This window comes from Paraburkholderia madseniana, from assembly GCF_009690905.1.
Lineage (GTDB): Bacteria > Pseudomonadota > Gammaproteobacteria > Burkholderiales > Burkholderiaceae > Paraburkholderia > Paraburkholderia madseniana.
In genome coordinates this window covers 1-14586 of the sequence record NZ_VOSW01000161.1, presented here as the reverse complement: position 1 = coordinate 14586, position 14586 = coordinate 1, and the positions used below count along the sequence as shown (strand labels likewise).

At 62.3% G+C, this 14586-nt stretch carries 11 protein-coding genes; 6 read left to right on the top strand and 5 right to left on the bottom strand.

What is annotated here, in order from left to right:
- Positions 1-937 (top strand): coniferyl-alcohol dehydrogenase (locus tag FSO04_RS42730; RefSeq protein WP_233465365.1); only part of this gene is annotated, 937 nt, incomplete at its 5' end.
- On the opposite strand, the gene FSO04_RS42725 is transcribed toward FSO04_RS42730, so the two are convergent.
- Entirely contained in the window at positions 916-1902 is a 987-nt protein-coding gene (locus FSO04_RS42725; protein WP_154567382.1) for an AraC family transcriptional regulator, read from the bottom strand. The genes FSO04_RS42730 and FSO04_RS42725 overlap by 22 nt on opposite strands.
- A 208-nt stretch (positions 1903-2110) precedes the next feature.
- On the opposite strand from FSO04_RS42725, the gene FSO04_RS42720 reads away from it, so the two are divergent.
- Complete coding sequence (locus tag FSO04_RS42720; protein WP_154567381.1) at positions 2111-2854, top strand: SDR family oxidoreductase; 744 nt, start codon at positions 2111-2113, stop codon at positions 2852-2854.
- 261 nt (positions 2855-3115) lie between these two features.
- Here the strand turns inward: FSO04_RS42720 and FSO04_RS42715 are convergent, their stop codons facing one another.
- Positions 3116-3517 (bottom strand): hypothetical protein, encoded by a 402-nt coding sequence (locus FSO04_RS42715; protein WP_154567380.1) that lies wholly within the window; start codon positions 3515-3517, stop codon positions 3116-3118.
- On the opposite strand from FSO04_RS42715, the gene FSO04_RS42710 reads away from it, so the two are divergent.
- From FSO04_RS42710 to FSO04_RS42695, 4 genes are all read left to right on the top strand, one after another.
- A complete protein-coding gene (locus FSO04_RS42710) occupies positions 3516-4415 on the top strand; it encodes an SDR family oxidoreductase (protein ID WP_154567379.1) in 900 nt (299 codons plus the stop codon). The genes FSO04_RS42715 and FSO04_RS42710 overlap by 2 nt on opposite strands.
- Positions 4416-4611: 196 nt before the next feature.
- Positions 4612-5067: a (2Fe-2S)-binding protein gene (locus FSO04_RS42705; RefSeq protein WP_154567378.1), complete on the top strand. Its 456-nt coding sequence runs from the start codon at positions 4612-4614 to the stop codon at positions 5065-5067.
- Between the two features lies 1 nt (position 5068).
- On the top strand, positions 5069-7303 hold the full coding sequence (locus FSO04_RS42700; protein WP_154567377.1) for a xanthine dehydrogenase family protein molybdopterin-binding subunit: 2235 nt from the start codon (positions 5069-5071) through the stop codon (positions 7301-7303).
- 5 nt (positions 7304-7308) lie between these two features.
- Positions 7309-8613 carry a c-type cytochrome gene (locus FSO04_RS42695; protein ID WP_154567376.1) on the top strand — a complete coding sequence of 435 codons (1305 nt, stop codon included), beginning with the start codon at positions 7309-7311 and terminating at the stop codon, positions 8611-8613.
- A gap of 5 nt (positions 8614-8618) precedes the next feature.
- Here the strand turns inward: FSO04_RS42695 and FSO04_RS42690 are convergent, their stop codons facing one another.
- From FSO04_RS42690 to FSO04_RS42680, 3 genes are all read right to left on the bottom strand, one after another.
- Positions 8619-9806 carry a porin gene (locus FSO04_RS42690; protein ID WP_154567375.1) on the bottom strand — a complete coding sequence of 396 codons (1188 nt, stop codon included), beginning with the start codon at positions 9804-9806 and terminating at the stop codon, positions 8619-8621.
- Positions 9807-9869: 63 nt separating this feature from the next.
- A complete protein-coding gene (locus FSO04_RS42685) occupies positions 9870-12293 on the bottom strand; it encodes a glycoside hydrolase family 31 protein (RefSeq protein WP_154567374.1) in 2424 nt (807 codons plus the stop codon).
- Between the two features lie 19 nt (positions 12294-12312).
- Positions 12313-13599, bottom strand: coding sequence for an MFS transporter (locus tag FSO04_RS42680; RefSeq protein ID WP_154567373.1), 1287 nt, complete (start codon positions 13597-13599; stop codon positions 12313-12315).
- Positions 13600-14586: the final 987 nt, after the last annotated feature.

Below are 14586 nucleotides of genomic sequence, written 5' to 3'. Positions count from 1 at the left end.
CTTGTTCATGGTGGATGGTTTGTTGTTTGCTGGTTTCCGACTTCGACAATCAGATTCTCAGCTAAAACCTCCACCGCCTTCAATCTCCCGCCTCAACTCCCCCGTACACCAGATCCGAGCATATCTCAGACAACTCAAGGAGATGACGAGCATGTCGTTGCAAGGTAAAACCATAGTGATAACTGGGGCAGCTTCGGGAATTGGCGCAGCGTGCGCCGCAGAAGCGAAGTCGTTGGGTGCGAAAGTGATCGCGGTCGATCGCAACGAACCGACGGCAGGTTTGTGTGATCAGTTCATCCGCGCCGATCTCTCGCGCGCGGATTCGATCGATGCGGTCGCGGGAGAAATTCAGGGCGGCGTGGACGCACTGTGCAATATCGCGGGTCTGCCGCCGACCAGGGGCGGCGCGCTGGTGTTGCAGGTGAATTTCGTCGGCCTGCGTCGTTTGACGCTGTCGCTGCTGCCGAAGCTCAACGACGGCGCGTCGATCGTCAATCTGGGCTCACTGGCCGGTTTCGGCTGGGCCGAGCAGGTCGACCAGGTGCGCGCCTTGCTCGACGTCGACAGCCTCGACGATGTCGCGACGTTCTGCACGCAGCACGGGGTCGACGATGCGCGCGCATATTTCCTGTCGAAGGAAGCCTTGATCACGTGGACGCTGCAGAGGCGCTGGCAGTGGCGCGCGCGTGGGATCCGCATGAATGCCGTCAGCCCCGGGCCGGTGGAAACGCCGATTCACCAGGATTTCCTGCAGACACTCGGCGAGCGTGCCGAGGAGGATATGCGGCTCCTGGAGCGCGCGGGACAAGCGGAGGATATTGCTCCTCTCGTGGTGTTTCTTTGCGGCGAGGGGAGTCGCTGGATACGCGGGGTGAACATCCCGTGCGACGGCGGGATGGCGGCACATATCCTGTGTCAGCAGGCGGGTATCGACTGAGCCACGCTCGCCCTGTAGTCGCGGGGCGTGATGCCGAACGTTTCCTTGAAGGTTCGGCTGAAATGGCCGGGGCTGACGAAGCCCCACTTCATCGCAAGCTCGGTGATCGAGCACTGTTGCAGCGATGGATTGCTGAAGGCACGACAGACGTTCGTGAGTCGCAGTTGCAGAATGTAGCGCCCGAGCGTGTTGTCCGCGGTATCGAATACCGTGTGCAGATAACGTTTCGAACAGTGCAGGTCGTGTGCGATCCGGTCAACGGTGAGTTCCGGATCGGACAGGTTCTGTTCGATGTATTCCACGATGCGAGCCCGTAGCATCCTCGGGTGCAGGTTCCTTCTCGTTTCGGCAATCTGGTCCTGCAGGGCAACCTTGATCTGGCTTGCCAGTTCCCATTCAATTGACGGGGCGGTTTCGACCGCGTCACATCCCGCCGAGATTTCGAGTTCGTCCAGGCGATCAACGATGTACTGTCGAAGTTGACGGCCTGCGCCGCTAAGGGAAGTCAGGGGCTGCACGAGCGCACAACGCTCGGCGAGCGTGAGGCGAACGAGTTCCTTCGGAATGGTTGCGATGGCCACGTGAATGGAATGTGGCGCGCTCATCAGATACGGTCTCGCCGTATCGTAGATGGCCCACTGTCCGGGGGACAGTCTCGCCCTCAACCCATCCTGCTCAAAGTCAGAGTGACCCTCAAGCTGGAGGGTGATCTTGTAGTGGCTGGCGTGAATACTGCTGCTTCGCGGCGCGTTTTCTACCTGATGTCCTTGCGCGGCAAGTCGGCATAACTGGATCTGTCCAATACGTGCGTAACCGATCCTGCCGGTAAAGGGTTCGCCGCTGGCGGTACGGCGACGCTGTTTATCGAAGCATTCGCTGAAGCGCTCACTAATTGTGCGAGCCCATTCGGCTGCCTGCCCTTCGGGTGGGATCGTCGCCGTGGAGACGGTAACGAAGTGCGTCATTCTATATTTCTCTAATTGTGCTAATCGGACAATCACATACTGTCAATTATTATCAAAATACGGGTTTTTTGTATCGGTGTTTACCGGTACGATTCCTTTGTCAATAGTTAAAGCAAATGAAACAGTGATGGCAAAACATAGCTAATTATCTTTGTCGCGATGTCGGTCAATATCCTGCTCAGGTTTCAACCTGAATAGGAGATTTTCGATGAGTGCAGCAAATCAATCCGGCGTCGCGATCGTGACCGGCGCTTCCCGTGGCATCGGCGCAACCATCGCGCGTCGCCTCGTCCGTGACGGTTTCGCGGTCGCGGTCAACTATGCGTCGAGCTCCGCCGAGGCGGACAAGCTCGTCGCCGAGCTGGCACAGGCCGGTGGCAAGGCGGTGGCGGTTCAGGGCGACGTCTCGAAGGTCGAAGACGTGCGCCGTCTGTTCGAAACGGTCGAGCAGCAACTCGGCAAGATCGACGTGGTGGTGAACAACGCCGGCATCCTGAAGACGGTGCCGCTCGCGCAGACCACCGACGAGGTGTTCGCGCAGACGTTTGCGATCAACGTTGGCGGCGTGTTCAACATGCTGCGCGAGGCAGCGACGCGCCTGAACGATGGTGGGCGGATCATCAATCTGTCGAGCACGACGCTCGCGCTGAACCTGCCGGGCTACTCGATTTACAACGGCACGAAGGCGGCGGTGGAAGCGTTCTCGCGCGTGTTCGCGAAGGAACTGCGCGGCCGTCGCATTACGGTGAACTGCGTGGCGCCGGGTCCGGTGGCAACGGACCTGTTCCTGAACGGCAAGACCGACGAGCAGATCGCACAGTTCTCGAAGATGCCGCCGCTCGAACGTCTGGGCCAACCGGAAGACATCGCGAACGCGGTGGCGTTCCTTGCCGGCCCGGATGGTGCATGGGTGAACGGCCAGGTGCTGCGTGCCAACGGCGGCATTGCCTGACGTACCGGCGAGCCGATAGTGGAACCTGACATGGTGACCTTTCAGGCTCCGGGAGGCGCGGCGCGTTGGCGCCTGCGTCTCTCCACCTCCATCCTGACGCTGATCGCAGTATTGGGATTGGCATCATGCGGCGGAAAGCGGGAGCCGGACGCTGCACAGAAGATGACGATGAGACCCTCTGTTACGTATTTGCACCTTCTGCGACATACGCCGTTTTTCACTGCACTGTCTACGGCGCAGCTCCGGTGGGTGATCGACCACTCACGCGAGTGGGAAGCGGATGCCGGTGCCGTGATCGCAACGTGCGATCACGGTGTCGAGCCGGATGCGCCGTACTGGATCCTGCTCGACGGTGGTTGGCAGGTCGAGCATGCCGGACGCACCGTAAGAAGTGACCATGCGGACCCGGGCAAGTGGTTCAGTGCTGCTGAGGCGCACGGCGAATCGTGTGTGTTTGTGACGAACGAGCACAGCTATGTGATGCGCATTGAGCGTGCCGACATGTTGGCAATGCTGGATCAGCAGTTCGGATTCCGCACACATCTGGATAGCGGGATTGACCTCTACCGGTCGATTTTCGGCGATCGCACCGGAACAGGCCGGGTCCGGGTGGTCCAGCCTTCGCAACCCGTAGTCGGACATTAAATCCAGGAGATAACTCATGACGTACACCATTCTCGTGACTGGCGCATCATCCGGTTTCGGTTTAATGACGGCCCGTGCGCTGGCCGAAGCGGGCCATACCGTCTACGCGTCGATGCGCGAAACGCAGGGCCGCAACGCGCCTCGCGTCGCGGAAATCGCACAGTGGTCGAAGGAAAAATCGCTCGATTTGCGCACGGCCGAACTGGATGTGCAGTCCGAGGCGTCGGTTGCCGACGCCATTGCGCACATCCTGAAGGACTCCGGTCGTCTCGATGTGATCGTGCACAACGCCGGTCACATGGTGTTCGGCCCGGCCGAGGCGTTTACGCCCGAGCAAATGATCCAGCAGTACGACGTCAACGTGCTCGGCGCGCAGCGGGTGAACCGTGCGGCGCTGCCGTATCTGCGCAAGCAGGGCAAGGGGCTGCTGGTGTGGGTCGGCTCGTCGTCCACGCGCGGCGGCACGCCGCCGTTCCTCGCACCGTATTTCGCGGCGAAGGCGGCGATGGATGCGCTTGCGGTGTCGTACTCGACGGAGCTGGCGCGCTGGGGCATCGAGACGACGATCATGGTGCCGGGCGCGTTCACCAAGGGCACGAACCACTTCGCGCACTCGGGCAAGCCGGCCGATGCGCATGTCGCGGCCGAATACGAAAACGGCCCGTATGCTGGCGTGACGGATCAGGCGCTGAAGGGGCTGGCAAGCCTGGAGCCGGCGGATGCGGATCCGGCGGAGGTCGCCGCGGAGATCGTTCGCGTAGTGGGTTTGCCGTTCGGCAAGCGGCCGTTCCGCGTGCACGTGGATCCGTCGCAGGACGGCGCGGAGATCGTCAATGGCGTGGCGGACCGGATGCGCCGCGAGATGTACTACGCGATCGGTCTGCAGGACCTGCTTTCGCCGAAGCTCAACGGTTGATCGTTTGAGGATGGCCCGTCGGTAGAACCGGCGGGTCGTCTGGCTCAGGACTGCGAATGGTGTTTCAGTCCCGATGAACGCCCGGCTTTACACGCCGCGGCCGGCTGGTTTGCAGCCCCTGTTTTGGCTCGTATGCCCGTACCGCTGCTCCCCGCAGCGAATTCCCCACACCTGATTTTCCAACAAGAATCGACAGATGATCACGCTCAATATCAATGGACAGGATCACATGGTCGACGCTCCCCCGGACATGCCACTGCTGTGGGTGCTACGGGATACCGTCGGCTTGACTGGAACGAAGTTTGGCTGCGGGATCGCGCAGTGCGGCGCGTGCACGGTGCATCTCGACGGTGAGCCGGCGCGCGCGTGTGTGACGCCGGTGGCCCAGGTGGGCACCCGCCGCGTCACGACAATCGAGGCGATCGGCGCAACGTCGGCGGGCCGGAAGGTCCAGCAGGCATGGGTGGATCTTGACGTCGTGCAGTGCGGCTACTGCCAGTCGGGCCAGGTGATGGCCGCGGCGGCGCTGATCGCGGCGAACCCGAATCCGACCGATGGCGACATCGACGCTGCGATGGCAGGTAACGTCTGTCGCTGTGGCACCTACGTGCGGGTTCGTGCAGCAATCCATCGCGCGGCGCGGGAGGTATGAGATGACGCGTCAATCATTGGACGAGCGCCTGCAACCGGCGCTACGGGACAGGGATCCGCTGGCACGCCGCCAGTTCCTGAAGCTGGGCCTTGCCGTGAGTGCGGTTGCCGGGGGCGGGCTGCTGCTCGGCTTCAGCGTGAGCGGCCATGGCGAGGAGCGGCGAGCGGGCAAGGCCGTGCAACGGGTGCCGCACGACAGCGGATTCACGCCGAACGCCTTCGTGCGTATCGACCAGGCAGGCCAGGTCCGGCTCGTGATGATGAAGGTGGAGATGGGGCAGGGCATCTACACCGCGTTTCCGATGCTGATCGCGGAAGAGCTGGAGGTGCCGCTGTCACAGGTCACGCTCGAACATGCACCAGCCAATCCCGATCTCTATACCGATCCGCTGATGCACGAACAGACCACTGGTCTGTCGATGTCGGTGCGCTCAAGTTCGGAGCGCATGCGCCGGGCTGGCGCGGTCGCGCGCACGCTGCTGGTCAACGCGGCGGCGCGGCAATGGAGCGTGGACCCGGCGTCGTGTCGTGCAGAAGCGGGTATGGTCATCCACCCTGCAAGCGGTCGCCGGCTCGCCTATGGTGCGCTCGTCGACGCGGCAGCGAAGGAGCCGGTGACCGACGCACTGGTGTCGGGTGTCACGCTGAAAAAACCTCAGGATTTCAGACTCATCGGGACGAGGGCGCATCGGCTGGATTCTGTTGAGAAGACCAACGGTACGGCGAAGTTCGGCATTGACGTCCAGGTGCCGGGGATGCTGTATGCCGCAGTCGTGAACTGTCCAGTTGTTGGCGGCAAGGTCGCTCATGTCGATGACGCGGCCACCCGTCGCATGTCCGGTGTGCGCGAGGTGGTGCAACTCGACAATGCGGTAGCGGTAATTGGCGATCATACGTGGGCGGCGATGCGCGGTGCGGCCGCGCTTGAGATTGAATGGAACGAGGGCGCAAATGCAGACCTGTCGTCGCAAATGCTGTTCGATGACCTTGAGCGCGCGTCGCATCGCGACGGCGCGGTTGCGCGCCATCAGGGTGACGTCGAACAGGCGTTTCGTGGCGCGGCAAAGAAGCTGGATGCCGTCTACCGGCAACCGTTCCTTGCGCATGCGCCGATGGAGCCGATGAACTGCACGGTTCACGTGCGCGCTGACGCATGCGATATCTGGGTCGGCACCCAGAGCCCGACGCGGGCGATGGGTGCGGCGATGGCCGTCACCGGCCTGCCGGCGGAGAAGATCACACTGCACAACCATCTGCTCGGAGGTGGCTTCGGGCGCCGGCTTGAACCGGATACGATCGCGCAGGCACTGCTCATCGGCCGGCACGTCGACGCACCGGTCAAGATGACGTGGACACGCGTACAGGACATCCAGCACGACCTGTACCGGCCGTGCTACTACGACCGGATCTCGGCCGGCCTGGACGGTCATGGGAAACCCGTGGCATGGACGCATCGTGTGGTCGGCTCGTCGGTCGTTGCGCGCTTCGCTCCGCCGCTCTTCAGGAACAACCTGGATTTCGACGCGATTGAAGTCGCGTCGGACCTTCCGTACGACCTGCCGAATCAGAAGGTGGACTACGTGCGGCAGGAGCCGCGCGGTGTACAGACCGGTTTCTGGCGTGGTGTCGGCCCGATGCGCAGCACGTTCGTGACCGAAAGTTTCATCGACGAACTGGCGGGGCTGGCGAAGGTGGACCCTGTCGCCTATCGGCTCGCGCTGCTCGGCAAGTCTCCACGCACGAAGAACGTGCTGGAGGTGGCGCAACGGGTGTCGGGCTGGGGTCGGCCGCTGGGCACTCACGCTGGGCGGGGCGTGTCGGTGATGAGCGCATTCGGCAGCTTTTTCTGCGCGGTGGCGGAGGTCACCGTGATCGACGGCAAGGTCGGCGTCGATCGTGTGGTCTGCGTGGTCGACTGCGGACAGGTGATCAACCCCGACACAATCGAGGCGCAGATGCAGGGCGGTCTGATCTTCGGGATCACCGCGGCGCTGCATGGTGAGATCACCCTCAAGGACGGGCGGGTCGAGCAGGGGAACTTCAACGACTACCGGATGCTGCGGATACACGAGGCACCGAAGATCGAGGTGCACATCGTGAAAAGTACCGAAGCGTCGGGCGGTATCGGCGAGCCGGGTACCGCGGTGGTGGCACCGGCGGTGACCAATGCGATTTTCGCGGCGACCGGCAAGCGTCTGCGTACGCTGCCGGTCGGCAACCAGCTCAACGCGGCATGAGGGGCATGATCGTGAAGCGTTCGATTCCTGCTACGGGTGTGTCCCGTCTTGCCTCCATCGCGGTAGGGGCCGCGCTGCTGGCGCTATCCGTTTCGGCCAGTGCGGCTCCAGCCGCCGACGCCGATCTGATCGCGCGCGGTGCGTATCTCGCGAAGGCCGGCGACTGCATTGCCTGCCACACCGCGGCACGCGGCAAGCCGTTCTCGGGCGGCCTGCCGATGAACACGCCGATGGGGCGGATCTATTCGACCAACATCACACCGGACGCCGAGACCGGCATCGCCCGTTATTCGGAAGCGGATTTTGCCGCTGCGATGCGCAAGGGTGTCGCAAAGGACGGTCACAATCTCTATCCGGCGATGCCGTACCCGTCGTACGCGAGGACGAGCGACGCCGACATCCATGCGCTGTACGCGTATTTCATGCGCGGCGTGCAGCCGGTGAGTCAACCGAACCGCAAGCCGGATATTCCGTGGCCGCTGAATGCGCGCTGGCCGCTGAAGTTCTGGAATCTGCTGTTCGTCGACGATGCGCCCTATCAGGAAGTCCCCGGCAAGGATGCGCAGTGGAATCGTGGGGCTTATCTCGTCCAGACGCTCGGCCACTGCGGTGCATGCCATACCGCGCGTGGGATCGCGTTCCAGGAGAAGGCGCTCAATGAGCGCGGTACGGCATTCCTTGGCGGTGCTGCGCTCGACGGGTGGTTCGCGTCGAACCTGACGGGCGACAGCAACACCGGGCTTGGCCGCTGGAGCGAGGAAGACGTGGCCTTGTTCCTGAGGACCGGTGCCAACCGGCATGCGACTGCATTTGGTCCAATGACCGATGTGATCAATCACAGCACGCAGTATCTGAGCGATGCGGATCGGGCCGCGATGGCGCACTATCTGAAGTCGCTTGGGCCAACGCGCAGCTCTGGTGATGGCGCACCTTACGACGGCAGTACGACGGGAGCAATGGCGCATGCGATGGCCGGAGGCCAGCTTGGGGCGGCGACGTACGCGACCTACTGCCTGCACTGTCACGGAGTGACGGGACGAGGCTATGCTCCGCTGCTGGCGCCACTGGCTGGCAATCCGAACGCACTGGAGAAGGATCCGTCTTCGCTGATCAACGTCGTCCTGAACGGAACCGGTGCGTTGAAGATTCAGGGGGTGCCGGCGCCGTATCCGATGCCTGCCTATCGTGGGACACTCAGTGACCAGGAAGTCGCTGACGTCGTTACGTACATCCGGCATAGCTGGGGGAACGGGCAGACTGAGCCGGTTTCCGCCTACCGTGTGCGTGGTTTGCGTGAGGCAACACGCTGACCGCATCAAAACGCGTGCCGCAACCCCACCATGCCGACGAATTGTGACGGCTCTGACGACGGCGTCGTATTCTGCGAGTCGCCGACCACAGCCACTGCGTCAGTAATACTCGTGCCCGTGCTGCCCGACGCGACCAGCGTCTTGCCTCTCGCATGCTGATAGGCCTCCAGTGCGTATAGCGTCGTGCGGGCGGAGAGGTTGTACGTCTGCTCGAGCGAGACCTGCTGATAGCGCGCTGCATCGCTGATGCCATTCGCTTTGCTCGCTTGCGTGTAGCTGTAGCCGGCGCCGACCGTCACGGCCGGCGTGATCCGGTATGTGGAAATCACGCCGTACGTATTGAACACGCCTTCGCCGGTGAACAGCGAACCGGAGCCAGGCGCGTACTGTACGTTCGAATAGTTCACGCCGACCATCAGGCCCTGGTGGGTGTAGCGAGCCGCTGCGGCGAACAACTGCGCGCTGCGTGCCGTCGCATAGCCGCTGTTGACCGGTGAGTTGACCGCGTAGGTGCCGAGCGCCTGGCTCGTCGCGATGTCTTTCAGTTTCACGTAGCCCACCGCGATCGCAATCGGCTGGTAGTCGTAGCGGGCCGCCGCGCTGAATTGGCTGCCGTTGGCCACGCTGCCCGGCACACCGCCCAGGCCGTACTGCGCGCTGAATTGCAAACCGGCGAGGTTCGGCGAAAGATAGGTAACCGAATTGTTGAGGCGTAACGTGGTGTCGAGCGCGTCGAGGTCGCCCGGATGCGCACCTGTCGCGCCCGTCAATACGCCTGTCGGCCCTAGTGCGCCGACCATCTGGAAGTAGGGCGTGTACTGGCGGCCGAGTGTCACCGTTCCGTATCGGTCGTTGTTGAGCCCGACGTACGCTTGCCGATTGAAAATGAAGCCTGCGCTACTCTGTGCGCCGGTCAGCGAGTTAAAGCCGCTTTCAAGCCTGAAAATCACCTTCGTGCCGCCGCCAATGTCTTCAGCACCGAGCAGGCCGAACTTGCTCGCCTGCAGGTTGCCCTGGCTCATGTAGAAGTTGGAGTGTCCCTTCTGGTTGCTGACATAGGTGAACGCGTTGTCGACGACGCCGTACAGCGTCACGCTGCTTTGCGCCGACGCGCCGCTTGACAGCACGATGCCCGCAAACGGCAGGCACGAGAGGACGAGTGCGCGTGTACGCGCGCGCTTCAATGAGTTCATGGCTAACGGGTCTCCGGATTGGATAGGTGGTCGTTGGTCTTCAGGTCGGTGATGCATGCTGGGTTAGGGGGCGATGGCAATCGACAGGCATCGCCAGCCGTCGGCGGTGTGGTCGGCCACCAGCGCGCCGTCGAGGCAGACGACCGCGCGCACCTCGCTGGCCGGCACGAACAGTCGAATTTCCTGCTGCGGCTGCTGGACCCAGCCTTCCCGCACGATCGAAATGCGCAGCGTGCTCGCATCGCTTGTAATCGTGACCTGCCAGTGGCCTTGCGCGCCTGTGCGCCAGGCTTCGCTTTCGCCGTCGTCTTCGACGCAGCCGCCGCGAGCGATGCCTGTGCCGACGTGTGGCACGGCAATGAACGCACGTTCGTCGGCGGGACGGCCGAAGTGTTGTTCAGCGATGTTCAGCGGAATTACGCTGCCCTCGCGAAGCAAGGTCACGGGCTGCTCGAATGGGGCAGGCAGCGTCACCGTCTGGCCGCCTTCGAACACCTCGCCGCTCCAGTACGACGCCCAACGTGCACCGGTCGGCAGATAGATGTCGCGCGTCGACTGGCCCGCCTCCACCACCGGTGCAACCAGCATCGACGAGCCCAGCATCATGTCGTCGCCATCCGCGAGGCAACGCGGATCGTGCGGAAACTCCGCGAACATCGGACGCAATACCGGTTCGTACGCGCTGTGCGATTGCCATAGCAACTCGTACAGGTAGGGAATCAGCCGGTAGCGCAGTTTGATCAGCGCCGCGACCTGCTGCGTGACTTCGGGATACATCCACGGCTCATTGACCGTGCCGTCGTCGTTCCAGGAATGAATGCTGAAGCGCGGCAGGAAGATGCCGAAGGCGACCCAGCGGACGAACAACTCCGGACCCGGCGCCGGACCCGAGAATCCGCCGATATCGTGGCCGCTGTTCGACACGCCGGACATCGCGAGTCCGAGGCCCATCTTCAGATTGAAACGCAGCGTTTCCCACGAGGCGTAGTTGTCGCCGGACCAGGTTTGCACATAGCGTTGCATACCGACGCCGCCTGAGCGGGACACGAGAAATGGCCGGCGGTCCGGCGCGTATTCGCGCTGTGCGTCGTGCGACGCGCGCATCATCAACTGCGTTTGCAGCACCTTCGCCTCGCGTGCGGGAGACGGTTGGCCGAAGCCCTGGGCAATCGCGTCGGGCGACCAGATTTCGAATTCGTTGTTGTCGTTCCAGGTTGCGGCGATACCGTGTTTCAACAGGCTGTCTTTCACGCGGGCTTTCCACCAGTCGATGGTGGCGGGATTCGTGAAGTCCAGATATGCGCCGACTTCGTCCCAGAACTGTACCCACGCCGGATCGCCGTCACTCGACGCGATCAGCAAACCGGCGCGCGCCACTTCGTCGAAGGCCGGATGATCCTGCAACAGGCACGGTTTGATATTCGCGCACAGACGCACGCCATGCCCGAGATAGCCACGCACGAAGCCGTCGATGTCCGGAAACTTCTCGTGGTTCCAGTTGAACACGTAGCGCTTCGGACCGATCGAGGTATAGCCCGACGACAAGTGGAACGAATCGCACAGCACGTCGTGCTCGCTGCATCGATCGATGAATTCGCCCATGCGCTGCTGCGCGTCGGGCGCGTCGGTGTAGCTCATCGTCGAGCCGGAGTAGCCGAGTCCCCATTTCGGCATCCAGGCCGGACGCCCGGTCAGCCACGTAAAGCGGCGCACTGCATGCAAGGGCGTGCCCGTCGATGCGATGAAGTAATAGTCGAGATCGCCATGCTCGGCGACAAAGTGCCGGTAGTGCCCGTGATAGTTGTCGAGCTCGCGGCCCATATCGAAGCGGCAGTCGGCGAGCGTGTCGTAGAACAGGCCGAATCCTGTGGCGCTTTCCGGCTGCCAGGTCACGTAGAAGGGGATGTGCTTGTAGAGCGGATCGGTCGTGCGTGCGCTATAACCCATCGCGTCGATATTGCGCATTTCGTAGGACTGGTCCGCGCGATTCAGCGAACCGGCGCGCTCGCCCAGGCCCACATACATTTCGTCCTTGCGACGCTCGATGTAGTGGTACACGCGCTCGTCCCACCAGCCGAAGTTATACGCCTGCGTCTTCCGATCGCTCATCACGCGATGCCAGGCCGAGTCGTGCAGGATGTCCCACGCGCAGAATCCGCCATCCAGCGTGACCGTCAAACGGATGCGCGCTGTTTCGACCACGACGTGCCCGGCGTCGCTTGAAAGCGTGAACGGTGGTGGCGTAAAGCCGCTCATGTCACGGCGATCGCGGCCTTCGAGCGGAACGTCGTCAGCGCCCGGCGCGAGAGACCAGGTACGCGGACCGCGCGTTTCGCCGTCCGGCAGCACGAGTACGCGGATGATGTCGTCGGCGAGAACGAACAGTTCGATCCGGCAGTTTTCCTGCGCGGCAAGAACGACGTGGTTGCCGGCATGGGAAGACAGTGAAAAAAGCGGCGGGTGCTTCAGATTCGTCAGTGAACGCATGATGGGTCTTCGAGTGAGGTCACGCAGCAGGGCTGGCGTTGTTGTCGACTTGATGCGGACGTGCGTCGCGTTTGACGCCGCGCATCAGAATGATCAGCAGCGTGGCGCCGATGAGATCGAACGCGCCGAGGGCGCCGAAGAGCGGCGTGTAGCCGATCGTATCGGCCAGCGCGCCGACAAGCAGCGAAAAGCCCAGGCCGCCGATCCACGCGGACATCCCGGCAAATCCGGCGACGGTGCCGACTTCGCTGGGGTCGAATACGTCGGCCGCAAGAGTATTGACGAGCGCCGAGATCATCTGATGCGCGAAGCCGCCCACGCAGAAGAGCGCGATCGCCTGATACGGTGACGCGACGAGGCCGATACAGGCCGGTCCGAGCATCATGAAAGCGCCGAGCACGACACCTGCGATGCGCGAGCCGATCAGCGGGATGCGCAAGTGCTTCATCAGGAACGGTGACAGGTAGCCGCCGAAGAGGCCGCCGAGGTCGGCGGCAAGAAACGGCAGCCACGCAAACAGCGCGATCTGCTTCAGATCCATGTGACGTTGCGTTGCGAGGTAAAGCGGAATCCAGAAGCTGAACGTTTGCCACGCCGGCTCGGCGAAGAAGCGCGCTTGTGCGATCGCCCAGAAGCGGCGCGTGCGGAGCACTTCGCGGATGCTGCGCCGTTGTGGCGCACCAGGGGTTTGTCCGCTGACGATTGTCTCGCGCTCGGCCGCGCTGATGCGCGCGTGATCGGCCGGCGAGCGATACAGCACATACCAGGCGGCGGCCCACACGAAGCCGAGCGCACCGGTCACCGCAAACGCGCTTTGCCAGCCATATCTCAGCGACAGGAAGACGACGAGCGGCGGGGCGAGCAGCGAACCGAGCGACGTGCCTGCATTGAAGTAGCCCACGGCCACGGACTTCTCGCGATTGGGAAACCATTCGGCGACCACCTTCATGCCTGCCGGGATGGCGACGGCCTCAGTCAACCCCATGAGTCCGCGCAAGGCTGCGAGCGAAAGCCAGCCAGTCGCGAAACCGTGCAGCACGCCCGTCAGCGACCAGAGGCAGGCGAACAGCGCAAAGCCGAGCCTCAGGCCGATCAGGTCGGTGATCAGGCCGCATACCGGCTGCATGATCGTGTAGCCGACCTGGAACGCACCGACTACGTACGAGTACTGCTTGGTGCTCATGTGCAGCAACTGCGTCAACTGAGGCGCCATCACACCGAGGGCGTTGCGCGACAGATAGTTGACGATCGTCCCGACGCATACGAGCGCGATGATCCACCAGCGCAAACCAATGATTGTTTTCAAAATCTGTCTCCGTACCCAATGTGTCCGCTGACTGGCCGCTGGACGGCAGGCATGCGCGAATTCGAACATTTATCTTCGTTTAGTGTCAGTCATCGTATCACTGGTAGCGAGGCCGGATACTAGGGAAAACCATGGATTAAGTGGTTGAGTTGCTTGAAATATCTATTGAATTTGGCCTTTGCACCATGCTTTTAAGGTGATGAGGTCGGACGACCGGTGACTTCTGGATATTATTTGAATGTTCTTTCGAACATTCGATGTTCGTTTTGGCGGCCGATGCGAATGAGCGTGGTTGATCTGCGGTTATCGCGGCGGAGAGGTGGCGAGGTTGCTGAGATGAGAGGCGACGCTTGGCAGCGCCGCGTTGTCTTCTTGCGATCCGATATGAATCACCTGCTGGCGCAGCGCGAACGCACGGGAAGGCAGTGGCGATTGAGGCGAATGGAGCGGACGGTTTTTGCAGTCAGGTTAGGCCCGCTACGTGCCGCAAGAATGCTTCGACATCCTACTGATTTGAGTGCGCCGCCATTCCCGCAGCCACAAGGCGGATCGTGAAGCCGGCGACCGGATTACCAGGTGCGTGCGAAAGCGGCGGCCAGAGTCGCCCTGCCGCGGCGAGGGCGGTGAAAGATGAGCAACTTGCCGACAGATGGGCGACTAACAACAAGGCGGCTCGATTACGCCGCCACTACTTTTTCACCAAACCTTCGTCCAATGTAACGAGACGTAACGAGGCGAGCACCCATGCGATCTTGTGCATCAGTTATTACAAAGTTGAAATACGCGGATGGCTGCCGTGCGCTATATTTCGGCCAACAACACACATTCTTCAAAAGGGTGATCAATGAAGTCCGCACGTCTTGTTCCACTTCTGATCGGGGTTCTCGGGTTGGCTGCGTCGGGTGCTGCAATGGCCGGCGGGCTCAACATTGGTGTCAACATCGGCATTCCCGCGCCGGTCTACGTGGCGCCGGCTCCGGTCTACGC